The organism is Nocardioides sambongensis (assembly GCF_006494815.1).
Taxonomy (GTDB): Bacteria; Actinomycetota; Actinomycetes; order Propionibacteriales; family Nocardioidaceae; genus Nocardioides; species Nocardioides sambongensis.
The window spans coordinates 2,565,044-2,590,323 of record NZ_CP041091.1 but is presented as its reverse complement, the minus strand read 5'-3'; the positions used below and the strand labels follow the sequence as shown (position 1 = coordinate 2,590,323).

At 69.9% G+C, this 25,280-nt stretch carries 36 protein-coding genes and 1 pseudogene; 33 read left to right on the top strand and 4 right to left on the bottom strand.

Annotated features, from left to right (window positions below):
* Positions 1 to 73: 73 nt before the first annotated feature.
* Genes FIV43_RS12265 through FIV43_RS12250 form a run of 4 tightly spaced genes read right to left on the bottom strand, consistent with a single transcriptional unit; the run spans position 74 to position 3,979 of the window.
* Positions 74 to 1,057, bottom strand: coding sequence for an AAA family ATPase (locus FIV43_RS12265; protein ID WP_141014367.1), 984 nt, complete (start codon positions 1,055 to 1,057; stop codon positions 74 to 76).
* Positions 1,054 to 2,244 carry a DUF4350 domain-containing protein gene (locus tag FIV43_RS12260; RefSeq protein WP_141014366.1) on the bottom strand — a complete coding sequence of 397 codons (1,191 nt, stop codon included), beginning with the start codon at positions 2,242 to 2,244 and terminating at the stop codon, positions 1,054 to 1,056. The genes FIV43_RS12265 and FIV43_RS12260 overlap by 4 nt, the downstream gene beginning before the upstream one ends.
* On the bottom strand, positions 2,241 to 2,873 hold the full coding sequence (locus tag FIV43_RS12255; RefSeq protein ID WP_141014365.1) for a DUF4129 domain-containing protein: 633 nt from the start codon (positions 2,871 to 2,873) through the stop codon (positions 2,241 to 2,243). The genes FIV43_RS12260 and FIV43_RS12255 overlap by 4 nt, the downstream gene beginning before the upstream one ends.
* The gene (locus FIV43_RS12250) at positions 2,870 to 3,979 is read right to left on the bottom strand and encodes a hypothetical protein (RefSeq protein ID WP_141014364.1); all 1,110 of its coding nucleotides are present in this window, start codon (positions 3,977 to 3,979) and stop codon (positions 2,870 to 2,872) included. Before FIV43_RS12250 ends, FIV43_RS12255 begins: the two co-directional genes overlap by 4 nt.
* A gap of 502 nt (positions 3,980 to 4,481) precedes the next feature.
* On the opposite strand from FIV43_RS12250, the gene rpsJ reads away from it, so the two are divergent.
* The 33 genes and pseudogenes from rpsJ to rpsD all read left to right on the top strand — a co-directional run bounded on the left by rpsJ (position 4,482) and on the right by rpsD (position 25,202).
* Positions 4,482 to 4,790, top strand: coding sequence for a 30S ribosomal protein S10 (rpsJ, locus tag FIV43_RS12245; RefSeq protein ID WP_007078637.1), 309 nt, complete (start codon positions 4,482 to 4,484; stop codon positions 4,788 to 4,790).
* 10 nt (positions 4,791 to 4,800) lie between these two features.
* A complete protein-coding gene (gene rplC / locus FIV43_RS12240) occupies positions 4,801 to 5,457 on the top strand; it encodes a 50S ribosomal protein L3 (RefSeq protein WP_141014363.1) in 657 nt (218 codons plus the stop codon).
* A gap of 5 nt (positions 5,458 to 5,462) precedes the next feature.
* Positions 5,463 to 6,080: a 50S ribosomal protein L4 gene (gene rplD, locus FIV43_RS12235; protein ID WP_141014362.1), complete on the top strand. Its 618-nt coding sequence runs from the start codon at positions 5,463 to 5,465 to the stop codon at positions 6,078 to 6,080.
* Entirely contained in the window at positions 6,077 to 6,382 is a 306-nt protein-coding gene (gene rplW, locus FIV43_RS12230; protein ID WP_141014361.1) for a 50S ribosomal protein L23, read from the top strand. The genes rplD and rplW overlap by 4 nt, the downstream gene beginning before the upstream one ends.
* A gap of 26 nt (positions 6,383 to 6,408) precedes the next feature.
* A complete protein-coding gene (gene rplB / locus FIV43_RS12225) occupies positions 6,409 to 7,245 on the top strand; it encodes a 50S ribosomal protein L2 (protein WP_141014360.1) in 837 nt (278 codons plus the stop codon).
* A 5-nt stretch (positions 7,246 to 7,250) separates the two neighbouring features.
* Positions 7,251 to 7,532 carry a 30S ribosomal protein S19 gene (gene rpsS / locus FIV43_RS12220; RefSeq protein WP_141014359.1) on the top strand — a complete coding sequence of 94 codons (282 nt, stop codon included), beginning with the start codon at positions 7,251 to 7,253 and terminating at the stop codon, positions 7,530 to 7,532.
* Positions 7,529 to 7,948: a 50S ribosomal protein L22 gene (gene rplV, locus FIV43_RS12215; protein ID WP_141014358.1), complete on the top strand. Its 420-nt coding sequence runs from the start codon at positions 7,529 to 7,531 to the stop codon at positions 7,946 to 7,948. Before rpsS ends, rplV begins: the two co-directional genes overlap by 4 nt.
* Positions 7,948 to 8,769, top strand: coding sequence for a 30S ribosomal protein S3 (rpsC, locus tag FIV43_RS12210; RefSeq protein WP_141014357.1), 822 nt, complete (start codon positions 7,948 to 7,950; stop codon positions 8,767 to 8,769). Before rplV ends, rpsC begins: the two co-directional genes overlap by 1 nt.
* A 3-nt stretch (positions 8,770 to 8,772) precedes the next feature.
* A complete protein-coding gene (gene rplP / locus FIV43_RS12205; protein WP_141014356.1) occupies positions 8,773 to 9,192 on the top strand; it encodes a 50S ribosomal protein L16 in 420 nt (139 codons plus the stop codon).
* On the top strand, positions 9,192 to 9,428 hold the full coding sequence (gene rpmC / locus FIV43_RS12200; RefSeq protein ID WP_141014355.1) for a 50S ribosomal protein L29: 237 nt from the start codon (positions 9,192 to 9,194) through the stop codon (positions 9,426 to 9,428). The genes rplP and rpmC overlap by 1 nt, the downstream gene beginning before the upstream one ends.
* A complete protein-coding gene (gene rpsQ, locus FIV43_RS12195; RefSeq protein ID WP_141014354.1) occupies positions 9,428 to 9,706 on the top strand; it encodes a 30S ribosomal protein S17 in 279 nt (92 codons plus the stop codon). The genes rpmC and rpsQ overlap by 1 nt, the downstream gene beginning before the upstream one ends.
* Before the next feature lie 68 nt (positions 9,707 to 9,774).
* Positions 9,775 to 10,143, top strand: a complete 369-nt coding sequence (gene rplN, locus FIV43_RS12190; RefSeq protein WP_136569994.1) for a 50S ribosomal protein L14 — start codon at positions 9,775 to 9,777, stop codon at positions 10,141 to 10,143.
* Positions 10,143 to 10,508: a 50S ribosomal protein L24 gene (gene rplX / locus FIV43_RS12185; protein WP_141014353.1), complete on the top strand. Its 366-nt coding sequence runs from the start codon at positions 10,143 to 10,145 to the stop codon at positions 10,506 to 10,508. Before rplN ends, rplX begins: the two co-directional genes overlap by 1 nt.
* 37 nt (positions 10,509 to 10,545) lie before the next feature.
* Positions 10,546 to 11,085, top strand: a pseudogene (gene rplE / locus FIV43_RS12180) (50S ribosomal protein L5); the annotation flags it as partial.
* 19 nt (positions 11,086 to 11,104) lie between these two features.
* Positions 11,105 to 11,290 carry a type Z 30S ribosomal protein S14 gene (locus FIV43_RS12175; protein WP_011757321.1) on the top strand — a complete coding sequence of 62 codons (186 nt, stop codon included), beginning with the start codon at positions 11,105 to 11,107 and terminating at the stop codon, positions 11,288 to 11,290.
* A 75-nt stretch (positions 11,291 to 11,365) separates the two neighbouring features.
* Positions 11,366 to 11,770 carry a 30S ribosomal protein S8 gene (gene rpsH / locus FIV43_RS12170; RefSeq protein WP_141014351.1) on the top strand — a complete coding sequence of 135 codons (405 nt, stop codon included), beginning with the start codon at positions 11,366 to 11,368 and terminating at the stop codon, positions 11,768 to 11,770.
* Positions 11,771 to 11,798: 28 nt separating this feature from the next.
* Positions 11,799 to 12,338 (top strand): 50S ribosomal protein L6, encoded by a 540-nt coding sequence (gene rplF, locus FIV43_RS12165; RefSeq protein WP_141014350.1) that lies wholly within the window; start codon positions 11,799 to 11,801, stop codon positions 12,336 to 12,338.
* Between the two features lie 2 nt (positions 12,339 to 12,340).
* Positions 12,341 to 12,724 carry a 50S ribosomal protein L18 gene (gene rplR, locus FIV43_RS12160; protein ID WP_141014349.1) on the top strand — a complete coding sequence of 128 codons (384 nt, stop codon included), beginning with the start codon at positions 12,341 to 12,343 and terminating at the stop codon, positions 12,722 to 12,724.
* A 28-nt stretch (positions 12,725 to 12,752) separates the two neighbouring features.
* Positions 12,753 to 13,379: a 30S ribosomal protein S5 gene (gene rpsE, locus FIV43_RS12155; RefSeq protein ID WP_141014348.1), complete on the top strand. Its 627-nt coding sequence runs from the start codon at positions 12,753 to 12,755 to the stop codon at positions 13,377 to 13,379.
* Positions 13,379 to 13,567 (top strand): 50S ribosomal protein L30, encoded by a 189-nt coding sequence (gene rpmD / locus FIV43_RS12150; protein ID WP_141014347.1) that lies wholly within the window; start codon positions 13,379 to 13,381, stop codon positions 13,565 to 13,567. The genes rpsE and rpmD overlap by 1 nt, the downstream gene beginning before the upstream one ends.
* A 2-nt stretch (positions 13,568 to 13,569) precedes the next feature.
* The gene (gene rplO, locus FIV43_RS12145) at positions 13,570 to 14,010 is read left to right on the top strand and encodes a 50S ribosomal protein L15 (protein WP_141014346.1); all 441 of its coding nucleotides are present in this window, start codon (positions 13,570 to 13,572) and stop codon (positions 14,008 to 14,010) included.
* Positions 14,011 to 14,246: 236 nt separating this feature from the next.
* Entirely contained in the window at positions 14,247 to 15,551 is a 1,305-nt protein-coding gene (secY, locus tag FIV43_RS12140) for a preprotein translocase subunit SecY (protein WP_141014345.1), read from the top strand.
* On the top strand, positions 15,551 to 16,126 hold the full coding sequence (locus FIV43_RS12135) for an adenylate kinase (RefSeq protein ID WP_141014344.1): 576 nt from the start codon (positions 15,551 to 15,553) through the stop codon (positions 16,124 to 16,126). The genes secY and FIV43_RS12135 overlap by 1 nt, the downstream gene beginning before the upstream one ends.
* 24 nt (positions 16,127 to 16,150) lie before the next feature.
* Positions 16,151 to 16,978 (top strand): type I methionyl aminopeptidase, encoded by an 828-nt coding sequence (gene map, locus FIV43_RS12130; RefSeq protein WP_181407467.1) that lies wholly within the window; start codon positions 16,151 to 16,153, stop codon positions 16,976 to 16,978.
* Between the two features lie 4 nt (positions 16,979 to 16,982).
* Positions 16,983 to 18,110 carry an isochorismate synthase gene (locus tag FIV43_RS12125; protein ID WP_141014343.1) on the top strand — a complete coding sequence of 376 codons (1,128 nt, stop codon included), beginning with the start codon at positions 16,983 to 16,985 and terminating at the stop codon, positions 18,108 to 18,110.
* A gap of 244 nt (positions 18,111 to 18,354) precedes the next feature.
* The gene (locus tag FIV43_RS12120) at positions 18,355 to 19,392 is read left to right on the top strand and encodes a TerC family protein (RefSeq protein WP_141014342.1); all 1,038 of its coding nucleotides are present in this window, start codon (positions 18,355 to 18,357) and stop codon (positions 19,390 to 19,392) included.
* A 50-nt stretch (positions 19,393 to 19,442) separates the two neighbouring features.
* Entirely contained in the window at positions 19,443 to 21,848 is a 2,406-nt protein-coding gene (locus FIV43_RS12115) for an FHA domain-containing protein (protein ID WP_141014341.1), read from the top strand.
* 44 nt (positions 21,849 to 21,892) lie between these two features.
* Positions 21,893 to 22,936 (top strand): LLM class flavin-dependent oxidoreductase, encoded by a 1,044-nt coding sequence (locus FIV43_RS12110; protein WP_141014340.1) that lies wholly within the window; start codon positions 21,893 to 21,895, stop codon positions 22,934 to 22,936.
* Between the two features lie 238 nt (positions 22,937 to 23,174).
* Positions 23,175 to 23,396 carry a translation initiation factor IF-1 gene (gene infA, locus FIV43_RS12105; protein WP_028656368.1) on the top strand — a complete coding sequence of 74 codons (222 nt, stop codon included), beginning with the start codon at positions 23,175 to 23,177 and terminating at the stop codon, positions 23,394 to 23,396.
* Positions 23,397 to 23,423: 27 nt separating this feature from the next.
* Positions 23,424 to 23,537, top strand: coding sequence for a 50S ribosomal protein L36 (rpmJ, locus tag FIV43_RS12100; RefSeq protein WP_028656369.1), 114 nt, complete (start codon positions 23,424 to 23,426; stop codon positions 23,535 to 23,537).
* A gap of 189 nt (positions 23,538 to 23,726) precedes the next feature.
* Positions 23,727 to 24,101 carry a 30S ribosomal protein S13 gene (gene rpsM, locus FIV43_RS12095; RefSeq protein WP_136436176.1) on the top strand — a complete coding sequence of 125 codons (375 nt, stop codon included), beginning with the start codon at positions 23,727 to 23,729 and terminating at the stop codon, positions 24,099 to 24,101.
* A 57-nt stretch (positions 24,102 to 24,158) separates the two neighbouring features.
* Positions 24,159 to 24,560: a 30S ribosomal protein S11 gene (gene rpsK / locus FIV43_RS12090; protein ID WP_038681087.1), complete on the top strand. Its 402-nt coding sequence runs from the start codon at positions 24,159 to 24,161 to the stop codon at positions 24,558 to 24,560.
* A gap of 33 nt (positions 24,561 to 24,593) precedes the next feature.
* Positions 24,594 to 25,202 (top strand): 30S ribosomal protein S4, encoded by a 609-nt coding sequence (gene rpsD, locus FIV43_RS12085; protein WP_141014339.1) that lies wholly within the window; start codon positions 24,594 to 24,596, stop codon positions 25,200 to 25,202.
* The last annotated feature ends 78 nt before the right edge of the window (positions 25,203 to 25,280 follow it).

Sequence of the window (25,280 nt, the reverse complement as noted above, 5' to 3'; positions counted from 1 at the left end):
CCACGGCCACCCCCCGAGCAGGAGCAGGAGCGGGACGCGTCCGGAGATCATCACCACGGCACGGCGTCCGGTCTCAGCGGGGCACCGGGACGGCGGCCAGCGCCGCGTCGAGGACCCGACCGACCTGGACCCCCTCCAGCTCGGCCTCCGGGCGCAGCCCCAGCCGGTGGGCCAGGGTCGCGTGGGCCAGGGCCTTCACGTCGTCGGGGGTGACGAAGTCGCGCCCGGAGAGCCAGGCCCAGGCACGGGCGGCGCGCAGCAGCGCGGTGGCGCCGCGGGGGCTGACCCCGAAGGAGAGTGAGGGCGACTGCCGCGTCGCGCGGGCGATGTCGACGATGTAGGCGGCGACCTCGGCGGAGACCTGCACCCGGCCCACCGCGGCGCGGGCCGCGGCGATGTCGTCGGCCCCGGCGACCGGGGTGATCCCCGCGGCGGTCACGTCGCGCGGGTCGAAGCCGTCGGCGTGGCGGGTCAGGATCTCGATCTCGTCACTGCGCGGCGGCACCGGCAGCACCACCTTGAGCAGGAACCGGTCGAGCTGGGCCTCGGGCAGCGGGTAGGTGCCCTCGTACTCGACGGGGTTCTGGGTGGCGGCCACCAGGAAGGGCCGGGGCAGCGGCCGGGTGACGCCGTCGGCCGAGACCTGACCCTCCTCCATCGCCTCCAGCAGCGCCGACTGGGTCTTGGGCGGGGTCCGGTTGATCTCGTCGGCGAGCAGCAGGTTGGTGAAGACGGGGCCCTCCCGGAAGGCCAGCTCGCCGCCGCCGGCGTCGATCACCAGCGAGCCGGTGATGTCGCCGGGCATCAGGTCCGGGGTGAACTGCACCCGCCGGGTCTGCACCGCCAGGCTCGCGGCGAGGCTGCGCACCAGCAGCGTCTTCGCCGTACCGGGCACGCCCTCGAGGAGCACGTGACCGCGGCAGAGCAGGGCGACCAGCAGCCCGGAGACCGCGGCGTCCTGGCCGACCACCGCCTTCGCCACCTCGTGGCGCACGGCCAGCAGGCGCGACCGCAGCTCCGGGTCGGCTCCTGGGGTCGGGTCGATCTGCTCGCTCATGCGCGGTCGTCCTCTCTCGATGGCTGGGTCAGCTGGGTCAGGTGCTGCAGCTCGCGCGCGAGGCGGAGCAGCTCCTGGTCGGTGGCGGGCGGGGGAGCGTCGTCGGCGAGCAGCGCGAGGAGTCCACGCTCGTCGCGGGGCTCAGCGGTGTCAGCGGTCTCGGCGGCGTCGCGGGCGGCCAGGGCGGCGGCCAGCGCCCGCGCCTGCTCCGGTGCGGTCGCGGTGCGCGGCAGGCCGAGCCGCTCGCCGAGGTCGCGGCGCGCGGCCGCCCGGAGCGCGGCCGCGGCGTGGGCGCGGTCGTCGGCCCTGCGGTACATCCGGCCACGGCTGCGTGCGGTCTCGGCGGCGCGCACCACCACCGGCAGCGGCTCGGTGGACAGCGGGCCGAACCGCCGTCCGCGCCACAGCACCAGCGCGATCCCGGCGGCCAGCACCAGCACCAGGGAGGGCAGCAGCGCCCGGGGGAGCAGCGAGGCGAGGCCGACCGCCTCGTCGGCTGTCGCGTCGGTGGGGTCGGGGACGTACCAGACCAGGCGGTCGCGCGGCCCGAGCAGCCGCAGCGCCACCGCGGCGTTGTCGCCGCGCAGCACCTGCTCGTTGGTCAGCGCCTCGGCCCCGCCGAAGGCGCGGACGGCGTCGTGTCCGTCGGCGTCGACCGCCGCGAGGAGCGAGCCGTCCTCGACGGTGAAGCAGCCGGCGCCGGGGTAGGCGTCCGCGACGTCGACCACCAGGTCGACGTCGCGCAGGAAGTCGAGCTCGGCGGAGTCCGAGGCGCACCGGACCTCGACGTCCTCGACGGCCACCGGCCCGGCGGTCCCCGGATCGACCCGGCGCAGTGTCGGGTACGACGGCTCGACCAGCAGCAGGTCGCTGGACGCGGCGTCGTCGAGCATCCGGTCCGTGGCGCTCGGAGCCAGGTCGTCGGTGGAGGTGACCACCACGGTGGTCGACCCGTCCGGTGCCGCCCCGGCGAGCTCCTCGGCGCTGCGCACGATCTCCACCGTGACCCCGGAGTCGGCCAGCACCTCGGCGACCGCCTGCGCGCCGTCCGGCCCGGGGTTGCGCGGGTCCAGCCGCGCGCTGTACTCCGGCCCGCCCCGGCCGGCCCAGGCCGCCAGCCCGACCGCGAGGACGGTGGCCAGCGCCACCGCCGCCCACAGCCGCCACGAGGTACGACGCCCGCTCATCGCCGCGCCCCGGCCAGCGTGTCGTCGAGGTCGAGTACTCGGCGCGCGGCCTCCGCGGACGCCGGGTGGTCCCCGTAGTGGACCGCGTCGAAGCCGTCGGCGGCCGCGGCGAGCTCGGTCGCGCGGTCCGGCCGGGCGACCGCGATCGCGTGCCCGAGCTCGTGGGCGGTGGCCTGCGGCGCTCCCTCGATCGTGCCGCTCTCGACCTGCCGCAGCGCCAGGGCCCGGAACCCCTCGACCACGGCGGTCCGGGCGTCGCCGGAGGCCAGCGCCGCCTCGGCCCGGCCCCGGAGGGTGGCGGCGTCCACCGCCTCCCCGGTCAGTGCAGGTCCGGGCGAGCGGCGGCCGCCCGCCCGGCCGCCGCGGGCCCGGGAGAGCAGCCAGGCGGTGCCCAGCACCAGCAGCAGCACCACCAGGATCGCGGCGAAGGTGGTCAGCGCGGGCCATCCCTCGGCGGCCCCGATCCCGCGGTCGATCGTCCGGCCGATCCAGTCCAGCAGCCGCTCGACGATGCCGCGGTCGACGTACCGGGGGTCGGCCAGCTCCTCGGTCAGCCGGCGTCGCGCCTCCTCGCCGCTGGGGTCCAGCGGCGGTTCGGTCGCGACCAGCGCGGTGAGGGCGGGACTCATCGGGGCAGCAGGCCTGCCTGCCGCATCAGCTCGACGTCGTACCCCTCCTTGCGGATGCGCAGATCCAGGTACTGCAGCGAGCTCACCGCGCCGGCGAACGGGGTGACGAAGGCGTTCTGGATGACGCTGGCCAGTGCCTGGGTGGCTGCCAGGATCACGAAGACGTACTCCGGGGCGAGCACCGTGCCGATCTGGCCGGCCAGGCTGATCGGGGTGGTCAGGATGCCGGCCGCGATGCTGGTGATCAGCATCGTGAGCAGTGCGATCCCCAGCGTGCGCCAGTAGTGGCGCCCGGTGATCCGCCAGCTGCGACCCAGCGCTCGGAAGACGCCGCCGTCCTCCAGCATCAGGATCGCGCTGGTCAGGTAGGTGAGCTTGATCCACAGCCAGCCGAAGAGGCAGACCATCGCCACCCCGACGACCACGGCGAGTCCGACGGTGGCGAGCACCTCGCCGGTGAGCACGGCGACCAGGACCACCGGGACGACCAGCAGGCTGATCAGCAGCAGGCCGCCGAGTCCGACCAGCAGGCTCAGCCCGATCAGGCGCCAGCGCTTGCCGTGGGTCGCCGCCCAGGCCTCGCCCAGGCTCATCCGGCGGCCCAGGGCCGCTGCCCGGGTGACGTGGGCGACCATCCCGGTCACGAAGATCAGCCCGAGCTGGGTGGCGTAGAGGCCGAGCAGGAGCGCGCCGACCGATCCGAGCAGGCCGATCGCCTCGCCGGCGCTCAGGTCGTCCTCGGGGCTGCCGCCGGCGTCCAGGCCGGTGCCGAGCGTGAGCGTGAACAACAGGCTGAGCACGATCGGGACCGACATGCCGATCGCGGTGACGAGGGCGGCGGCACCGACGGTGGCCTTCGGGTTGTAGCGGATGATCCGGAAGGCGCCGTCGTACATCGAGCCGAGGGTCAGCGGGCGCAACGGCACCGCTCCGGGGCGGTGCGCGGCACCGAGCATGCCGGGCGCGGGAGGCGCCGTCGGTAGGCCCGGTGGCACCGGGTGGCCGGGCGGCGCGATGCCGGGCGGTGGGATGTACGTCGGCTGCGGCGTCGGTCCGTCGTCCTCGGGCGGTGGCGCACCCGGCGGCGGGAAGGACGTCGGACTCATCGGGCTTCCTTCTCGCGGAGCGGGCGCGGACGGCGTCATCCTTGCATCCCGCACCTTGCCCAAGAGCCCGGCGGGAGCGGGTCCGGGCCCGGGGTGCTTTCCGATTTGGACCACCTGCGGATCTCTGCCAAGATAGTCAGGTTGCTCCGGCGGGTCGCCGGGGTGCGCCACACCTTGACTACTGAATCGTGTCTCCCGCGCGGCTCGCACTTTGCGACATCGCACAGCGCGCCGCGGTGAGCCTCCTCGGTGGTCGACGTGTGTCACACCCCGTCCCCGAGGGAGATCCTCGTCCGTTGCTCGCAGCGGTCGGGGGAGACGCTCGGGGGAGACCCGATCAGTCCGACGCCCAGCTCCGCCAGGGGCAGGTGTCGGGCGGCCCACAACACACCAGTTCCACCCACGACCGGTTCGGTCGTGCGCGTTGCACAACGCGACACGCCCGACCTCGGGGGTCGGACACGGCAGACCCGGTTACGACGAGTAAGGACGAGAGAGACCTATGGCGGGACAGAAGATCCGCATCAGGCTCAAGGCCTATGACCACGAGGTGATCGACACCTCGGCGCGCAAGATCGTGGACACCGTCACCCGCACGGGTGCCAAGGTCGCCGGCCCGGTGCCGCTGCCGACCGAGAAGAACGTCTTCTGTGTCATCCGTTCGCCGCACAAGTACAAGGACTCGCGCGAGCACTTCGAGATGCGCACGCACAAGCGACTCATCGACATCATCGACCCCACGCCGAAGACGGTCGACTCGCTGATGCGCCTCGACCTGCCCGCCGGTGTCGACATCGAGATCAAGCTCTGAGGTATCTGCGATGACCGCCACTTTCGAACGCAACGTCAAGGGTCTGCTGGGCACCAAGCTCGGCATGACCCAGCTGTGGGACGAGAACAACCGGATCATCCCGGTGACCGTCGTCGCAGCGTCCACCAACGTGATCACTCAGGTGCGCAAGCCCGAGGCGGACGGCTACAACGCCATCCAGGTCGGTTTCGGCGAGATCGAGGGTCGCAAGATCAACAAGCCGCAGGCGGGCCACTTCGCGAAGGCCGGGACCACCCCGCGCCGCCACGTGGTCGAGATCCGCACCGCGGACGCCGCGGAGTACGCGATCGGCCAGGAGATCGGCGTCGACACGTTCGAGGCCGGCCAGGCCATCGACGTGACCGGCACGAGCAAGGGCAAGGGCTTCGCCGGTGTGATGAAGCGTCACGGCTTCTCCGGCGTCGGCGCCTCCCACGGTGCCCACCGCAACCACCGCAAGCCCGGCTCGATCGGCGCCTGCGCCACCCCGGGCCGCGTGTTCAAGGGCCTGCGGATGGCCGGTCGCATGGGTACCGACACCGTCACCACCCAGAACGTCACCGTGCACGCGGTCGACGTGGAGAAGGGCCTGATCCTGCTCAAGGGCGCCGTTCCCGGCCCCAAGGGCGGTCTCGTGGTCCTCCGCACGGCTGCGAAGAAGGGCTGATCGAGATGGCCAAGACCGTTTCCGTTGAGTTCCCCGCCGAGATCTTCGGCGTCGAGCCCAACATCCCGCTGATCCACCAGGTGGTCGTCGCCCAGCAGGCCGCGGCCCGCCAGGGCACGCACGCCACCAAGACCCGCGGCGAGGTCCGCGGCGGTGGCCGCAAGCCCTACAAGCAGAAGGGCACCGGCCGCGCCCGTCAGGGCTCGACCCGCGCGCCGCAGTTCGCCGGCGGTGGCGCCGTCCACGGCCCGCAGCCGCGTGACTACAGCCAGCGCACGCCCAAGAAGATGAAGGCCGCCGCCCTGCGCGGTGCCCTCTCCGACCGGGCCGCGAACGACCGGATCCACGTGGTCGAGGCGCTGGTCTCGGGCGAGGTCCCCTCGACCAAGTCCGCGCTGTCGGCCCTGTTCGAGCTGAGCGACCGCCGCAAGTTCCTCGTGGTGCTCGAGCGCACCGACACCGTCACCTGGCTGTCGCTGCGCAACGCCCCCGAGGTGCACCTCGTGGCCGTCGACCAGGTCAACACCTACGACGTGCTGGCCAGCGACGACGTGGTCTTCTCCAAGGCCGCGTACGACGCGTTCGTCGCCGGCGCCAAGCCCGCCAAGGAGGCCGACAAGTGAGCACGCTCCACAAGGACCACCGCGACATCCTGATCGCGCCGGTCGTCTCCGAGAAGAGTTACGGCCTGCTCGACGCGAACAAGTACACCTTCCTGGTGCACCCCGACGCCAACAAGACCGAGATCAAGATCGCGGTCGAGAAGGTGTTCAACGTCAAGGTCACCTCGGTCAACACCCTCAACCGTCCGGGCAAGACCCGCCGGACCCGCTACGGCATCGGCAAGCGCAAGGACACCAAGCGCGCGATCGTGAGCCTGGCCGAGGGCGACCGCATCGACATCTTCGGAGGTCCGGTCTCCTGACCGGGCGAGTGAAGGACTGAAGACATATGGCTATCCGTAAGTACAAGCCGACCACCCCGGGCCGTCGTGGCTCCTCGGTGGCCGACTTCGTCGAGATCACCCGGACCACGCCGGAGAAGTCGCTGACCCGTCCGCTGCCCAAGAAGGGCGGCCGGAACAACCAGGGCCGGATCACCACCCGGCACCAGGGCGGCGGGCACAAGCGCGCCTACCGGATCATCGACTTCCGTCGCTACGACAAGGACGGCGTGCCGGCGAAGGTCGCGCACATCGAGTACGACCCGAACCGCACCGCGCGCATCGCGCTGCTGCACTACGCCGACGGCGAGAAGCGCTACATCGTGGCGCCGAAGGACCTGAAGCAGGGCATGCGGGTCGAGGCCGGCGTCGGTGCCGACATCAAGCCGGGCAACAACCTGCCGCTGCGCAACATCCCGGTCGGTACCACCATCCACTGCGTGGAGCTCCGTCCCGGCGGCGGCGCCAAGCTGGCCCGCTCGGCCGGCAACAGCGCCCAGCTGGTCGCCCGCGAGGGCTCCCGCGCCACGCTGCGTCTGCCCTCGGGCGAGATGCGGTACGTCGACGTGCGCTGCCGCGCCACGGTCGGCGAGGTGGGCAACGCCGAGCAGTCCAACATCAACTGGGGCAAGGCCGGCCGGATGCGTTGGAAGGGCAAGCGCCCGACCGTCCGCGGTGTCGTCATGAACCCGGTCGACCACCCGCACGGCGGTGGTGAGGGCAAGACCTCCGGTGGTCGCCACCCGGTCTCGCCGTGGGGCAAGCCCGAGGGCCGCACGCGCAAGCGCAAGGCCTCCGACTCCCAGATCATCCGTCGTCGCAAGTCCGGCAAGGGTAGGAAGTAACTGACATGCCTCGCAGCCTGAAGAAGGGTCCCTTCGTCGACGACCACCTGATGAAGAAGGTGGACGCGGAGAACGACAAGGGTTCCCACAACGTCATCAAGACCTGGTCGCGCCGCTCGATGATCGTGCCGGCGATGATCGGTCACACCATCGCGGTGCACGACGGTCGCAAGCACGTGCCGGTCTTCATCTCTGACTCGATGGTCGGCCACAAGCTGGGCGAGTTCGCCCCGACCCGCACCTACCGCGGACACGTCAAGGAAGACCGGAAGGGACGCCGTCGATGAGCACCACTGAGCGTCACCGCACCAGCGCGCGGCGCGAGTCGCTGCTCGGCGACCAGCCGGGCGCGTTCGCCAGCGCGCGGTTCGTGCGGATCACCCCGATGAAGGCGCGCCGCGTCGTCGACCTGGTCCGCGGGCTGCCCGTGGACGAGGCGCTGACCAGCCTGCAGTTCATGCCGCAGGCCGCTGCCAAGACCGTCTACAAGGTCCTGGAGAGCGCCGTCGCCAACGCCGAGACCACCGAGGGTCTGTCCAGCGACGACCTGATCGTCTCGGTCGGCCGGGTCGACGAGGGCCCGACCATGAAGCGCTGGCGCCCCCGCGCCCAGGGTCGCGCCACCCGGATCAACAAGCGGACCAGCCACATCACCCTCGCGGTGCAGCCGGCGGACGTCGTCAAGAAGGGGAGCACGAAGTAATGGGTCAGAAGATCAACCCGAACGGCTTCCGTCTGGGCATCTCCACCGACCACAAGTCGCGTTGGTACGCCGACAAGCTGTACAAGTCCTACGTCGGTGAGGACGTCGCGATCCGCAAGCTGCTCTCCAAGGGCATGGAGCGGGCCGGCATCTCCAAGGTGGAGATCGAGCGCACCCGGGACCGGGTCCGCGTCGACATCCACACCGCCCGCCCGGGCATCGTCATCGGTCGCCGCGGCGCCGAGGCCGACCGGATCCGTGGCGAGCTGGAGAAGCTCACCGGCAAGCAGGTCCAGCTGAACATCCTCGAGGTCAAGAACCCCGAGACCGACGCTCAGCTGGTCGCCCAGGGTGTCGCCGAGCAGCTCGCCGGCCGGGTGCAGTTCCGCCGTGCGATGCGCAAGGCGATGCAGACGGCCATGCGGTCGGGCGCCAAGGGTGTCCGGGTCCAGTGCTCGGGCCGCCTCAACGGCGCCGAGATGTCGCGGACCGAGTTCTACCGCGAGGGTCGGGTCCCGCTGCACACGCTGCGCGCGGACATCGACTACGGCTTCTACGAGGCCCGCACCACCTTCGGCCGCATCGGCGTGAAGGTGTGGATCTACAAGGGCGAGGTCGCCGGCACCCGTGCCGAGCGTCAGGCCCAGGCCGCAGCCCGCGCCGGTGTCCCCGGTCGCGGTGGCCGCCCCAACCGTGGTGACCGCCCGACCCGTGGGTCGCGTGGGGACCGCCCGAGCCGCTCGGACCGTGAGGCTCCGGCGTCCGCCCCCGCGGCCGCCGAGGCCGGCGCCGCCGAGCCGACCACCGGAACGGAGTCCTGAGTCATGTTGATGCCGCGTCGCGTCAAGCACCGCAAGCAGCACAGCCCGAAGCGTCGGGGTGCTGCGAAGGGCGGTACCTCGCTGGCGTTCGGTGACTTCGGTATCCAGGCGGTCGAGGGTCACTACGTGACCAACCGCCAGATCGAGTCCGCTCGTATCGCCATGACCCGCCACATCAAGCGAGGTGGAAAGGTGTGGATCAACATCTACCCGGACCGCCCGCTGACCAAGAAGCCTGCCGAGACCCGGATGGGTTCCGGTAAGGGTTCGCCCGAGTGGTGGGTCGCCAACGTCAAGCCCGGCCGAGTCATGTTCGAGCTGTCGGGAGTCTCGGAGGACGTCGCCCGCGAGGCGATGCGCCGGGCGATCCACAAGCTGCCCATGAAGTGCCGTTTCATCACGCGAGAGGCTGGTGAGTTCTGATGGCGAACGCCACGCGCGCGTTTGAGCTGGACGAGCTCAACGACATCGACCTCGAGGCCAAGCTCCGCGAGGCCAAGGAGGAGCTGTTCAACCTGCGGTTCCAGGCGGCCACCGGCCAGCTGGAGAGCCACGGGCGGCTCCGCACGGTCAAGAAGGACATCGCCCGGATCTACACCGTGGTGCGCGAGCGTGAGCTCGGCATCCGGACCGCCCCGGGTTCTGAGGAGGAGAACTGATGAGCGAGCACTCTGAGCAGACGCCTCTGCGCAACTCGCGCAAGACCCGTGAGGGACTCGTCGTCAGCGACAAGATGGACAAGACCGTGGTCGTGTCCGTCGAGGACCGTGTCAAGCACGCTCTGTACGGCAAGGTCATGCGGCGCAACACCCGCCTGAAGGCGCACGACGAGCAGAACGACTCACGTGTCGGCGACCGGGTCCTGATCATGGAGACCCGCCCGCTGTCGGCGACCAAGCGCTGGCGCGTCGTCGAGATCCTCGAGCGCGCCAAGTAATTCACCAGTTCGGCCAGGCTCGTCCCGCGTGACGGGGCGAGAACCGGCACGACAATCAGGAGAAATCGATGATTCAGCAGGAGTCGCGACTCAAGGTCGCCGACAACACCGGTGCCAAGGAGATCCTTTGCATCCGGGTTCTCGGCGGTTCCGGTCGTCGCTACGCCGGGATCGGCGACACCATTGTCGCCACCGTCAAGGACGCCATCCCCGGCGGCAACGTCAAGAAGGGTGACGTCGTCAAGGCGGTCGTCGTGCGCACCGTCAAGGAGCGCCGCCGGCCCGACGGCTCGTACATCCGGTTCGACGAGAACGCCGCGGTGATCCTCAAGAACGACGGCGAGCCCCGTGGTACCCGCATCTTCGGCCCGGTGGGCCGCGAGCTGCGCGACAAGAAGTTCATGAAGATCATCTCGCTCGCCCCGGAGGTGCTGTGATGGGTAAGCCGAACCTCCGGATCAAGAAGGGCGACACCGTCAAGGTGATCGCGGGCAAGGACAAGGGCGCCGAGGGCAAGGTCATCAAGGTGCTCCGCGAGGAGCAGCGGGTGGTCGTCGAGGGCGTCAACCGCATCAAGAAGCACACCAAGGTCGTCGACCAGGGTGGTCGGGCCGGCAACACCGGCGGCATCATCACCACCGAGGCGCCGATCCACGTGTCGAACGTGATGCTGGTCGAGGGTGACGGTGTGACCCGCGTGGGTTACAAGCGCGTCGAGGTGACCAAGCGTCGCCCCGACGGCTCGGAGTACAGCTCCAGCCGTAGCGTCCGCATCTCCCGCAAGACCGGTAAGGAGATCTGAGGATGACCGAGACCACCGTGGCACCCGAGAAGGTGACCCCCGTCTCAAGACGCGGTACCGCGAGGAGATCCTCCCGGCGCTGAAGTCCGAGTTCGAGATCGCCAACGTCATGCAGGTCCCCGGTCTGACCAAGATCGTGGTCAACATGGGCGTCGGCGAGGCCGCTCGCGACTCCAAGCTGATCGAGGGCGCGATCCGCGACCTCACCGCGATCACCGGTCAGAAGCCGGCCGTGACCAAGGCCCGCAAGTCGATCGCGCAGTTCAAGCTGCGCGAGGGCATGCCGATCGGCGCGCACGTGACGCTGCGCGGCGACCGGATGTGGGAGTTCCTCGACCGGCTGCTGTCGCTCGCCCTCCCGCGCATCCGTGACTTCCGCGGTCTCTCGCCCAAGCAGTTCGACGGGCGTGGCAACTACACGTTCGGTCTCACCGAGCAGGTCATGTTCCACGAGATCGACCAGGACAAGATCGACCGAAGCCGCGGCATGGACATCACCGTCGTCACCACGGCCACCAACGACGACCAGGGTCGCGCGCTGCTCAAGCAGCTCGGATTCCCGTTCGCCGAGCGCTGAGAAGGCAGGGAGAGAAGACATGGCGAAGACCGCGCTGAAGGTCAAGGCCGCGCGTAAGCCGAAGTTCGCGGTGCGTGGGTACACCCGCTGCCAGCGGTGTGGCCGCCCCAAGGCCGTCTACCGCAAGTTCGGCCTGTGCCGCATCTGCCTGCGGGAGATGGCGCACCGCGGCGAGCTTCCCGGCGTCACCAAGTCCTCTTGGTGAGCTGACCACATCACACGAAGTTGCAGGTCCACCCGCCGGTGAGCGGGTGGAAACCACAGCAGAAGGAAACACATCATGACGATGACTGACCCGATCGCAGACATGCTCACGCGTCTGCGCAACGCCAACCAGGCGTACCACGACGCGGTGACCATGCCGTACAGCAAGCTGAAGCAGGGCGTCGCGGAGATCCTCAAGCAGGAGGGTTACATCACCTCCTTCGACGTCGCGGACAACGAGAACGGCGTCGGCCAGTTGCTGACGATCACGCTCAAGTACGGCCGCAACCGGGAGCGCTCCATCGCGGGCGTCCGCCGGATCAGCAAGCCGGGCCTGCGGGTGTACGCCAAGCACACCGGCCTGCCGAAGGTCCTCGGCGGCCTGGGCGTGGCGATCATCTCGACCAGCCAGGGTCTGCTGACCGACCGTCAGGCCAACCAGAAGGGCGTGGGTGGGGAAGTCCTCGCCTACGTCTGGTGACGAGGACCAGGAAGAAGGAAGCAGAACAATGTCGCGCATTGGCAAGCTCCCGGTTCCGGTCCCGGCCGGAGTCGACGTCCAGATCGACGGTGCGGTCGTGACCGTGAAGGGCCCCAAGGGCAGCCTCACGCACACCGTGGCCGCTCCGATCACGGTGGAGAAGGGTGACGGCGTCCTCGACGTCCAGCGTCCCGACGACCACCGCGAGAGCAAGGCCCTCCACGGCCTCTCCCGGACGCTCATCAACAACATGGTCGTCGGTGTCACCGAGGGCTACGAGAAGAAGCTCGAGATCGTGGGCGTCGGTTACCGCGTCCTCTCCAAGGGGCCGACCCAGCTCGAGTTCCAGCTCGGCTACTCGCACTCGATCATCTTCGACGCGCCCGACGGCATCACGTTCGCCGTCGAGGGCCCCACCAAGCTGGGCGTCCAGGGCATCGACAAGCAGCTGGTCGGCGAGGTCGCCGCCAACATCCGCAAGCTCCGCAAGCCCGAGCCGTACAAGGGCAAGGGCGTCCGGTACGCCGGCGAGCACATCCGTCGCAAGGTCGGAAAGGCTGGTAAGTGACCATGGCGATCACCCTCAAGCACCAGCGGAACCTGTCCGCTCGCGCCTCCTCGCGCCTGCGCCGCCAGATCCGTGGTCGCAAGAAGATCTCCGGCACCGCCGAGAAGCCCCGCCTGGTGGTCACCCGTTCCACCAAGCACATCACCGTCCAGGTCGTCGACGACCTCGTCGGCAAGACCCTCGCGTCCGCGTCGACCATGGAGGGCGACCTGCGGTCGCTCGACGGCGACAAGACCGCGAAGGCCAAGAAGGTCGGCGAGCTCGTCGCCGCCCGTGCCAAGGACGCCGGGATCGACGCGGTCGTCTTCGACCGTGCCGGCAACAAGTACCACGGTCGCATCGCGGCCCTTGCTGATGGCGCCCGCGAGGGCGGCCTGAGCTTCTGACCGCGAGAAAGACAAGGGAGACATACTCATGAGCGGACCCCAGCGCGGACAGCGTTCGGGCGGCGACCGCCGAGGCGGCCGTGACGACCGCCGCGGCGGCGCCGACAAGAACCAGTACGTCGAGCGCGTCGTCGCGATCAACCGTGTGGCCAAGGTCGTGAAGGGTGGACGTCGCTTCAGCTTCACCGCCCTCGTCGTCGTCGGTGACGGTGACGGCCTGGTCGGCGTCGGCTACGGCAAGGCCAAGGAGGTGCCCGCGGCGATCGCCAAGGGTGTCGAGGAGGCGAAGAAGAACTTCTTCCGCGTTCCCCGGATCCAGGGCACCATCCCGCACCCGGTCCAGGGTGAGAAGGCTGCCGGCGTGGTGTTCCTGCGCCCCGCCGCCCCCGGTACCGGTGTGATCGCCGGTGGCCCGGTGCGCGCGGTGCTCGAGTGCGCCGGCATCCACGACGTCCTGAGCAAGTCGCTCGGTTCGTCGAACCAGATCAACATCGTCCACGCCACCGTCGAGGCACTGCGGATGCTCGAGCAGCCCGAGGCTGTCGCTGCCCGTCGCGGCCTGCCGGTCGAGGACGTCGCTCCGGCGGCGCTGCTCAAGGCGAAGGCCGAGGGCGAGGCCGAGGCTGCCGCTGCGAAGACCGAGGTGAACGTCTGATGGCGCAGCTGAAGGTGCAGCAGAAGAAGTCGACGATCGGCTGCAAGGCCAACCAGCGCGAGACCCTGCGCACGCTGGGCCTCAAGCGGATCGGCGATGTCGTGATCAAGGAGGACCGTCCCGAGATCCGGGGCATGGTCCAGACCGTCCGTCACCTGGTGACGGTCGAGGTTGTCGGAGGCGAGTGACCATGACTCTCAAGCTCCATCACCTCCGCCCGGCGGAGGGTGCGAAGAAGGCCAAGACGCGCGTCGGTCGCGGTGAGGCCTCGAAGGGCAAGACCGCTGGCCGCGGTACCAAGGGCACCAAGGCTCGCAACCAGGTTCCGGTTGCGTTCGAGGGTGGCCAGATGCCGCTGCACATGCGTCTGCCCAAGCTCAAGGGCTTCAAGAACCCGTTCAAGGTGACCTTCCAGGTCGTCAACCTCGACCGGATCAGCGAGCTGTTCCCCGAGGGTGGCGACGTCACCCCGGAGACCCTGGTGGCCCGCGGTGCGGTGCGCAAGGGCGAGCCCGTCAAGGTGCTCGGCCAGGGCGACCTGACCGTGAAGGTGTCGGTGAGCGCGAACGCGTTCTCCAACTCCGCCAAGGAGAAGATCGAGGGCGCCGGCGGGACCGTCACGGTTCTGTGACCCGTTGTGGAGGGCGCGGCAGTAAGGTGTGAAGCCGACTGCCGCGCCCTTCGCGGATCCGGTGCGCCTTTCCGGCGCACCCCGAGCTCGGCGCCCCTGCGCCGGACTCGTGACGGTAGGCCGACCCCCTGCCTGTTAGGCTTCCCCGCGGCCGCTCGCACCCCGGAACAGTGGTCACCCGATGACCGGTTCCACGGCATGTGCCCGCGGCAGCCAGGAGTAGAAAGAGGACCCGAGTGCTCAGCGCGTTCGTGAACGCATTCCGGACACCGGACCTGCGGCGCAAGCTGTTGTTCGTCCTGTTGATCATCGTGATCTTCCGGGCCGGTTCGCAGATCCCGGCCCCGGGTGTGGACGTGGCCAACGTCGAGAGGTGCATCCAGATCGCCCAGGAGGGCGACAACGCCGGGCTCTACAGTCTGGTGAACCTCTTCTCCGGCGGCGCCCTGCTCCAGCTGACGATCTTCGCGCTCGGCATCATGCCGTACATCACCGCGAGCATCATCCTGCAGTTGCTCGTGGTCGTGATCCCGCGGTTGGAGGCCCTCAAGAAGGAGGGTCAGGCCGGCCAGACCAAGATCACCCAGTACACCCGTTACCTGACCCTCGGCCTCGCCGTGCTCCAGGCGACCGGCATCGTCGCGCTGGCCCGTTCCGGCGACCTGCTCCAGGGCTGTCCCGACCCGCTGCTGCACAGCGACGGCACGAAGACGTTCCTGGTCATGGTGATCACGATGACCGCCGGCACCGCGGTGATCATGTGGCTGGGCGAGCTGATCACCGAGCGCGGCGTCGGCAACGGCATGTCGATCCTGATCTTCTGCCAGGTCGTCGCGACCTTCCCGACCGCGCTGTGGCAGGTCGGCAAGCAGCAGGGCTGGTGGGTCTTCTCGGTGGTCATCGCGATCGGCCTGGTCATCGTGGCCGCGGTCATCTTCATCGAGCAGGCGCAGCGCCGCATCCCGGTGCAGTACGCCCGCCGGATGGTCGGCCGCAAGATGTTCGGCGGCAGCTCGACCTACATCCCGCTGAAGGTGAACCAGGCCGGCATCATCCCGGTCATCTTCGCCTCGTCGCTGCTCTACCTGCCGGCGATGGCGGTGCAGTTCAACCAGAACAGCGGCGCCGGCTGGGTCGGCTGGGTCGACAAGTACCTGGTCGACCAGGGCAACCCGGTGCACATGGCGATGTACGTCGGCCTCATCATCTTCTTCACCTACTTCTACGTCTCGATCACCTTCAACCCTGAAGAGGTGGCGGACAACATGAAGAAGTACGGCGGCTTCATCCCCGGGATCCGGGCGGGCAAGCCGACCCAGGACTATCTGTCCTACGTCCTCTCCCGCATCACGCTGCCGGGCGCGATCTACCTCGCGCTCATCTCGCTGGTCCCGCTGGTCGCGTTCGTGATGATCGACGCCAACGCGAACTTCCCCTTCGGCGGTACGTCCATCCTGATCATGGTCGGTGTCGCGCTCGACACGGTGAAGCAGATCGAGAGCCAGCTGCAGCAGCGCAACTACGAAGGATTCCTGCGGTAATGCGTCTTCTCATCATGGGCCCCCCGGGTGCCGGCAAGGGCACTCAGGCCAAGTTCATCGCCGAACGTGCCGGCATCCCGGCGATCTCCACCGGGGACATCTTCCGGGCCAACGTCTCCCAGGGCACGCCACTCGGCGTCGAGGCCAAGCGCTACATGGACGCCGGCGAGTACGTGCCGGACACGGTCACCAACGACATGGTGCGCAACCGGATCGCCGAGCCCGACGCCGCAGCGGGCTTCCTGCTCGACGGCTACCCGCGGACGCTCGCGCAGGTCGAGGAGCTCGACTCCATGCTGGCCGGCTCCGGTCACGACCTCGACGCGGTCGTGGTGCTGACCGCGGACCCCGACGAGCTCGTCGCGCGACTGCTGCAGCGGGCCACCATCGAGGGTCGGGCGGACGACACCGAAGAAGTGATCCGCCGGCGCCAGGAGGTCTACCTGGCCGAGACGGAGCCGCTGATCGCGGTCTACACCGAGCGCAACCTGGTCCGCGCCGTGGACGGCATGGGCGAGGTCGACGAGGTCACCGAGCGGATCCTCGGCGCCCTCGAGCTCACCGCGCAGGGCTGATCCGCCTCGTCGGGAGGTCACCTCGTGTTCGGCGATCGTCGGATCCAGATCAAGACACCCGACCAGGTCCGCTCCATGCGGGCGGCCGGTCTGGTGGTGGGCGAGACGTTGGAGCTGCTGCGCTCCAGCGTCCGGCCCGGGATCAGCACCGCCGAGCTCGATCGGATCGCGGCCGAGAGCATCCGGTCCCACGGGGCGGAGCCCTCGTTCCTCGGCTACGGCGAACCGCCGTTCCCGGCGACGATCTGCGCCTCGGTCAACGAGGAGGTCGTGCACGGCATCCCCGGTGACCGGGTGCTCGCCGAGGGCGACGTGATCTCCATCGACTGCGGCGCGATCGTGGACGGCTGGCACGGCGATGCTGCGATCACGGTGCCGGTGGGCGCCGTCGCCGCCGAGGTGGCCGAGCTGCTCCGAGTGACCGAGGACGCCCTGTGGGCGGGGCTCGCCGCCGTGCACGACGGTGGCCGGGTCAGCGACATCTCGCACGCCGTGGAGACCTCGGTCCGTGCCCGCGGCGGCTACGGCATCGTCGAGGACTACACCGGGCACGGGATCGGCACCGCGATGCACATGGCCCCCGACGTGCCCAACCACGGCCGTCCGGGTCGTGGAGCCCGGCTGAAGCCCGGCGTCGCGCTGGCGGTCGAGCCGATGGTGGTGCTCGGGGACCAGGCGAACGGGATCGCCGAGGACGAGTGGACCGTGGTCACCCTCGACGGCTCCTGGGCCGCCCACTACGAGCACACCTTCGCCCTCACCGCGACGGGGGTGTGGGTGCTCACGGCCCTCGACGGCGGCCGGGAGCGGCTCACCGCCCTCGGCGCCCCGTACGGCGGTCCGGCAGACTGACCGGGTGGACACCCCCGACGTCATCACCCCGGCCGGGCTCGCCGCCCGTCCGATGCTCTTCGCCTCCGGGCCCGACGCCTACGTCGTCGACCGCGTGGTCCGGACGTGGTCCACGCCCGACGGGTCCTCGCGGAGCTGGGGCGAGCAGGTGGTGGCGGCGCTGGAGCCGGGGGAGCGGGCACTGGGGGCGCTCTCGTTCGCTCCCGGAGCACCCGGCATCCTGCACCAGGTGGTGGGTGCCGAGCGGGCACTGCGCGGTCCGGCCGCCCCGGCGGCGGACCGGGAGTGGCGGGTGCGGGAGTTCCCCACCTCCGCCGAGTACGCCGACATGGTCCGCGCCGCGCTCGACCAGATCGCCGACGGTGACCTGCACAAGGTGGTGCTGGGCCGCTGCCTGGACGTGGTCAGTGATCCGCCGCTCGACCCGACCGAGCTGCTCGACCGGCTGCTGGAGACCCGACCCGGGCGCTATGTGTTCTCGGTGCCGCTGAGCGCGGGGGATGCGGCCGGCCCGCTCCTGGTCGGGGCCAGTCCCGAGCTGTTGGTGCGTCGTACCGGTGAGCACATCCAGTGCACGCCGCTGGCCGGGTCGGTGCCCCGGTCCGAGGACCCGGAGGAGGACCGGCAGCGCTCCGAGCGGCTGCTCGACTCCGCCAAGGACCTCGCCGAGCACGCCTACGTGGTCGACGCCATCGTGACCGCCCTGAAGGAGGTCTGCGTCGAGGTGGAGGCGCCGGTCCGGCCCGAGGTGATCGCGACCGACACCGTCTGGCACCTGGCCTCCCCGATCACCGCCCGGCTGTCCGCCGGCGTCGCTGGTCCGAGCGCGCTGGCCCTCGCCCAGATGCTGCACCCGACCCCGGCCGTGGGCGGCGTACCGGTGGAGGCGGCGCAGGCGACGATCGCGGCCCTGGAGGGCGACCTGCGCGACTACTTCGCGGGCTGCGTCGGCTGGGTGGACGGCGCCGGCGACGGCGAGTTCGCGGTCACCATCCGCGCCGCGGTCATCGACGGCGCGCACCTGCGGCTCTTCGCGGGCGCCGGCATCGTGGCCGGCTCCGACCCCGACTCCGAGGTGCGCGAGACCGGCGCCAAGCTCGCCACCATGGCGCGGGTCACCGGCCTGCCCTGACCGCGACCCCGCTCAGGCCGGCTCACCGCCCGCACCGAGCGGGTGCTTGAAGGTGCGTCCCGAATCACCGATGCTGGGCAGCACGTGGGAGGATGACGCCACCAGGGGGAGTACTCCTTCGCTCCGGGGTCGTCATCACGACCGGTCAGTGACGACCGGTCCGGGCCCGGAGGTCGCCTGTCCGGCGGCGGAAGAGACCTCGGGCGATCGAACGACCGCTCAGAAAAGGACTCTCAAGGACCCCATGGACGTCTCCACCCTCGAATGGACGATCACCATCGCCGTCACCGTCGGCGTGCTGATCTTCGATGTCATCGTCATCGCCCGCGACCCGCACGAGCCCTCGATGAAGGAGTGCGCGATCGCGCTCTCGGTCTACATCGGCGCCGCGGTGCTCTTCGGACTCTGGACGCTCTCCTTCCACGGCCACGACTACGGCATCGAGTTCTACGCCGGCTGGCTCACCGAGTACAGCCTCTCGATCGACAACCTGTTCGTCTTCATCATCTTGATGTCGGCGCTGAAGGTGCCCCGCAAGTACCAGCAGGAAGCCCTGATGGTCGGCATCGTGCTGGCGCTGATCTTCCGCGGCATCTTCATCGCGGTCGGCTACACGCTCATCGAGAACTTCAGCTTCATCTTCTACGTCTTCGGCGCCTTCCTCGTCTACACCGCCTACACCCTGGTGAAGGGCTATCGCGACGACGAGGAGGAGCACCCCGAGGACAACAAGGTCGTGAAGTTCGCGCAGCGCCACCTGAACGTGGGCACCGAGTACCGCGGGCTCAAGCTGTGGTGGGTGGAGAACGGCACCCGGGTGGTCTCGCCCATCCTGATCGTGATCATCGCGCTGGGCGTCACCGACATCCTCTTCGCCCTGGACTCGATCCCGGCGATCTTCGGCATCACCCAGGAGCCCTACCTGGTCTTCACCGCGAACGTCTTCGCGCTGATGGGCCTGCGCCAGCTCTACTTCCTGCTCGGCGGGCTGCTGAAGAAGCTGGTCTACCTCGCGCTGGGACTGGCGTTCATCCTCGCCTTCATCGGCGTCAAGCTGGTCCTGCACGCGCTGCACGAGAACGAGCTGCCGTTCATCAACGGCGGCGAGCACGTCGCCGTACCGGAGATCTCCTCGCTGCTCAGCCTGGGCGTGATCATCGCGACCCTGGTGCTGACGGCGGTGGCGAGTCTGCTGAAGACCCGCAACGACCCCGAGTACGCGGTGGTCGCCCCGGACCCCGAGGACGTCGACGACACCGAGGGCCCGGACTGGAACCGCTGACCCTCGCATAGGGTTTCCTCGTCCGCGCCCCGACGTCGACGAGGAACCCTGTGGATCGCATCCAGGTGCAATGGGCCGGTGTCTCGCGCACCTTCGCCGGCCCGCGCGTCGTGATCGGCCGCGAGGCCGGGTGCGACGTGGTCGTCTCCGACACGCGGGCCTCCCGGCACCACGTCGCGCTGCAGCGGGAGTCGTCGGGATGGGTCCTGGTGGACTCCTCCAGCAACGGCACCTACGTCGACGACCGACCCGTCACCCGTCACCCGCTCACCGGCTCGCCGCTCCGGATCCACCTCGGTGGACCGGACGGCGAGCCGGTGGTGGTGACGGTGGTGACCGCGCCACCACCCGCGCCGCCCGCACGTCCGGCACAGCCCCCGGCGCGTCCGGCACAGCCTCCGGCGGACCGCCCGCTCGCCCCGGCGACACCGCCGGTCGCCTGGAACCCCCAGGCGGTGCTGCCGCCGGGCCAGCTGGCCCACGGCCACTCCGTGGTGCGCCCGCAGCTGGTCGGCGCGGGGCGGAGCCTGACCATCGGGCGCGACCGCACCAACGACATCGTCCTCGACGACCCGCTGACCAGCCGGCGGCACGCCCGGCTGGACCCGGCGGCACCGGGCCGTCCGGCGGTGCTCCACGACCTGGGCAGCTTCAACGGCACCTTCGTCAACGGCCGGCGGGTCTCCGGCGCCGCACCGCTGGCGGACGGCTGCGAGGTGATCATCGGCAACCAGACCTTCCGCTGGGACGGTCAGCGCCTGGTGGCCTCGGCGACCACTCATGAGTTCACCCTCTACGCGGACGGCCTGACCCAGGTGGTGGCCGACGGCCGACGCCTGATCGAGAACGTCTCCTTCCAGCTCCAGCCGTCCAGCCTCACCGCCGTGATCGGCCCGTCGGGTGCCGGCAAGTCGACCCTGCTCGGCGCCCTCACCGGGCTCAGGCCGGCCAGCCAGGGGCGGGTGATCTGGCAGGGGCACGACCTCTACGCCCACTACGACCAGCTCCGGTTCCAGATCGGTCTGGTGCCGCAGCAGGACATCCAGCACCCGCAGCTCAAGGTGCGGGAAGGACTGGGGTACGCCGCTCGGCTGCGCCTGCCACCCGACACCACCCCCACCGAGCGGGAGGCGAGGGTCGGGTTCGTCGCGCAGCAGCTCCAGCTGACCGAGCGCCTGGACAACCGGATCGGCACCCAGCTCTCCGGCGGGCAGCGCAAGCGGGTCTCGATCGCCACCGAGCTGCTCACCGCCCCGCCGCTGCTCTTCCTCGACGAGCCCACCTCGGGGCTGGACCCGGGCCTCGACCTGGAGGTGATGCGGCAGCTGCGCGGGCTGGCCGACGACGGCCGGGTGGTGATGGTGGTGACGCACTCCGTGCTCGCCCTCGACCTGTGCGACAACGTGATGGTGCTCGCGCCGGGCGGCCGGATCGCCTACTTCGGCCCGCCGGCGGGGGTGCTGGGCCACTTCGGCCGGGACAACTATCCCGAGGTGTTCGACCTGCTCGACGACCCCGACCTCTGGCGTCGGATCCCGGCGCAGCAGCGGAGCATGGACACCGGTGCGGTGCGACCGGTGCAGGCCCCGCCCGCACCACCGCACCAGTCGTTCGGGCGGCAGCTGGCCACGCTGGTGGCCCGGAACGCCGCGGTGGTGCGCAGCGACCGGCTGCTGCTCGGGATGCTGCTCCTGCTGCCGCTGGTGCTCGGCGCGCTGAGCCGCCTGGTGCCCGGCGGCGACGGTCTCTCCCTGGACTCGACCAGCGAGGTGATCACCCGTCCCGACGGCACCACGGTGACGGTGCTGCAGGCCGCGGAGGCCACCCAGCGGCTGGTCGTCCTGATCGTCGCGGCGTGCCTGATGGGCACCGCGCTCTCGATCCGGGAGCTGGTGGGGGAGCGGGCGATCTACCGGCGCGAGTATGCGGTGGGCCTCTCGCCGGGTGCCTACTTCCTCTCCAAGATCCTGGTCCTCGGCTCCGCCGCGTTCGTGCAGGGCCTGGTGGTCACCTTCATCGCGACCGTCGGCCTGCCCGGTGCCGACGGTCCGCTGGGCACCCTGCGGGTGGCGCTCACCGTCGCCGCGCTCTCCTTCACCATGGCGGTGGTGGGCCTGGCCCTCTCCGCTCTGGTGACCAGCACCGAGCAGACCATGCCGGCGCTGGTCGGGGTGATCATGGTGCAGCTGGTGCTCTCCGGAGCACTCTTCGCGATCGCCGGACGCCCGGTCCTGGAGCAGGTCGCCTGGCTCTCCCCGTCCCGGTGGGCCTACGCCGCGGCGGCCTCGGCGATGGGTCTGGTCCGCGGCCAGGACGACCGTGAGACCGAGGACTGGATCGCGCTCGCCGGCGCCGGGCACTACCTGATGGACATGGTGATGCTGGGGCTGCTCTGCGCGGGCGCCGTGGTCGCGGGTCTCCTGCTGGTCCGGCGCAGTGCCACCAGCGCGGACTGATCCGACCCGGGAATGTCAGGGCCCGCGTGCGCCTTGTGTCAGTGATGTCCGTTGAACTCTCCGTCCTCGACCTGGTGCCGGTCCGCGCCGACCAGACCACCAGCGACGCCCTCGCCGCCACCGTCTCGCTCGCCCAGGCGGCCGACCGCCTCGGCTACCGCCGCTACTGGATGGCCGAGCACCACAACATGCCGGCGGTCGCCGCCACCAACCCGCCGGTGCTGATCTCCATGGTCGCCGCCCGGACCGAGCGGATCCGGGTCGGCTCGGGCGGGGTGATGCTGCCCAACCACGCCCCGCTGGTGATCGCCGAGCAGTTCGCGCTGCTCGAGGCCGCTTTCCCGGGCCGGATCGACCTCGGCATCGGTCGGGCACCGGGCACCGACCCGGTCACCAGCTGGGCGCTGCGCCACGGCGCCGGCGGAGTCACCGAGGACGCCGTCGCCCAGTTCCCCGAGTACGTCGACAACGTGCTCGCGATGATGGAGCCGGCCGGTGTCGGGCTCGCCCTGCGCGGGCGCACCCATGAGCTCCGGGCGACACCGGCTGCCGCCTCGGTGCCCACGATCTGGCTGCTCGGCTCGTCGGACTACTCGGCGAAGCTGGCCGCGGAGAAGGGCCTTCCCTACGTCTTCGCACACCACTTCTCCGGCAGCGGCACGGCCGAGGCGCTCGAGCTCTACCGCGCCAACTTCCAGCCCTCGCCCGAGGCGTCGCAGCCGCGGACGTTCCTGACCCTCAACGTGGCGGTCGCGGAGACCACCGCGCAGGCGCAGCGGCTCGCGGTGCCGCAGATGCTGCAGATGCTCGCCCTGCGCACCGGGCAGCCGCTGGTCCCGCAGCCCTCCGTGGAGGAGGCCGAGGCCACCTTCGCCGAGCTGCCGCTGCAGCACCGGGAGCTCGCCGAGGCGATGCGCGAGCGGTGGGTGGTCGCCGACCCGGTGACCGCCCGCGCCCGGATCGAGGAGCTGGCGGCGTCGTACGGCGTGGACGAGGTGATGGTGAACCCGGTGGCCGGTGCCGTCGAGGGGACCGCCACCGACGCCGTCCCGTCCCGCGTGCGGACCCTGGAGCTGTTGGCCGAGTGAGGCCGCGGCGTCGCCCCCGGCCGCTTGTGGATTAGGGATTCGACGAGGCGCCACCTTAAACTGGCGTGTCGGCCCAACATGGGTCTGTGTCGTGATGCTCGCGGCTGCCGGTCGGTTCCTTCCGGCGGGGGCTTCCCGACACGGCCAGATGAGGTCCACCACCGCTCCGGACGAGAGTACGGGCGGCGGAGGTTCCCGGGTCACCGGTAGGCACACACCCGATCAGATTTGTGAGGACATGGCCAAGAAAGAGGGCGTCATCGAGATGGAGGGCTCCGTTGTGGAGGCCCTTCCCAACGCGATGTTCCGCGTCGAGCTGAGCAACGGGCACAAGGTGCTCGCACACATCAGCGGCAAGATGCGGCAGCACTACATCCGGATCCTCCCCGAGGACCGGGTCGTGGTCGAGCTCTCGCCCTATGACCTGTCCCGCGGACGGATCGTCTACCGCTACAAGTAACGACCAGCCGCAACAGAAAGGGCTGACATGAAGGTCAACCCGAGCGTCAAGCCGATCTGTGACAAGTGCAAGGTGATCCGTCGCCACGGCCGCGTCATGGTGATCTGCGACAACCCGCGCCACAAGCAGCGCCAGGGCTGACGCAGCGCCCGGCCGCCACGGCGGCCGAGCACGACAACTGAACACATTCACGACGTGAGCGCTCAGCCGACGACCAGCGGTCGACGGTGAACCACCCCCGGAACGGATGGCCGGGGCCCGGGACCTCCGAGCGAGCAGCGGGACGCGCCACGACCAGACCACCGTGCATCACAAGGAGAACCGCCACTCATGGCACGACTCGTTGGTGTCGACCTCCCGCGCGACAAGCGCATCGAGGTCGCTCTCACCTACATCTACGGCATCGGCCGTACCCGCGCCCAGCAGCTGCTGGAGGCCACCGGCGTCAGCCCGGACCTCCGCGTGCACCAGCTGGGTGACGAAGAGCTGGTCAAGCTTCGCGACGAGATCGAGGCGAACTTCAAGATCGAGGGTGACCTCCGTCGCGAGGTCCAGGCCGACATCCGTCGCAAGATCGAGATCGGCAGCTACCAGGGTCGCCGTCACCGCCAGGGCCTTCCGGTCCGCGGTCAGCGCACCAAGACCAACGCGCGTACCCGCAAGGGCCCCAAGCGCACGGTTGCCGGCAAGAAGAAGGCCAAGTGATCCGACGCCTCCGGCGTCTCACTGCCTCACGACCAGTTCTTTAGTAGGAGATAACGCATGCCTCCCAAGGCTCGCGCGGGCGCGAAGAAGGTCCGCCGCAAGGAGAAGAAGAACGTCGCTCAGGGCGAAGCCCACATCAAGAGCACGTTCAACAACACGATCGTCACGATCACCGACCCGACCGGTGCGGTGATCTCGTGGGCCTCTGCCGGCACCGTCGGCTTCAAGGGCTCCCGCAAGTCCACCCCGTACGCCGCGCAGATGGCCGCCGAGGCCGCCGGGCGCCGGGCGATGGAGCACGGAATGAAGAAGATCGACGTCTTCGTCAAGGGCCCGGGCTCGGGTCGCGAGACGGCGATCCGCTCCCTGGGTGCGATCGGCCTCGAGGTCGGCACCATCCAGGACGTGACCCCCGCCCCGCACAACGGTTGCCGCCCGCCGAAGCGCCGGCGCGTCTGAGCCGCGACGAGAGACTGAAGGAGTCAAGAAGAGATGGCCCGTTACACCGGCCCCATGACCAAGAAGTCGCGTCGCCTCGGCGTCGACCTCGTCGGTGAGGACAAGGCGTTCGAGAAGCGCCCCTACGCCCCCGGCCAGCACGGCCGCGCGCGCGTCAAGGAGTCCGAGTACCGCAACCAGCTGCAGGAGAAGCAGAAGGCCCGCTTCACCTACGGCGTGATGGAGAAGCAGTTCCACCGCTACTACGTGGAGGCTGCACGTCGCCAGGGCAAGACCGGTGACAACCTGCTCCAGCAGCTCGAGGCCCGCCTCGACAACGTCGTCTACCGTGCCGGCTTCGCCCGGACCCGCCGCCAGGCCCGCCAGCTGGTCACCCACGGCCACCTGCTGGTCAACGGCAAGAAGGTCGACATCCCGTCGTTCCAGGTCAGCCAGTACGACATCATCGACGTGCGCGAGAAGTCGCTGGAGATGACCCCGTTCATCGTGGCGCGTGAGACCCACGGCGAGCGCGTCGTCCCGGCCTGGCTCGAGGCCCTGCCGAGCCGGATGCGCATCCTGGTGCACCAGCTCCCGGTCCGCGAGCAGATCGACATCGCGATCCAGGAACAGCTGATCGTCGAGTTCTACTCCAAGAAGTGACCCCATCGGCGCCCTGTCCGGCCCCTTCCCGCGTGGAGGGCCGGACGGGGACGCCGGAGTTTTCGCCCGATACCAATC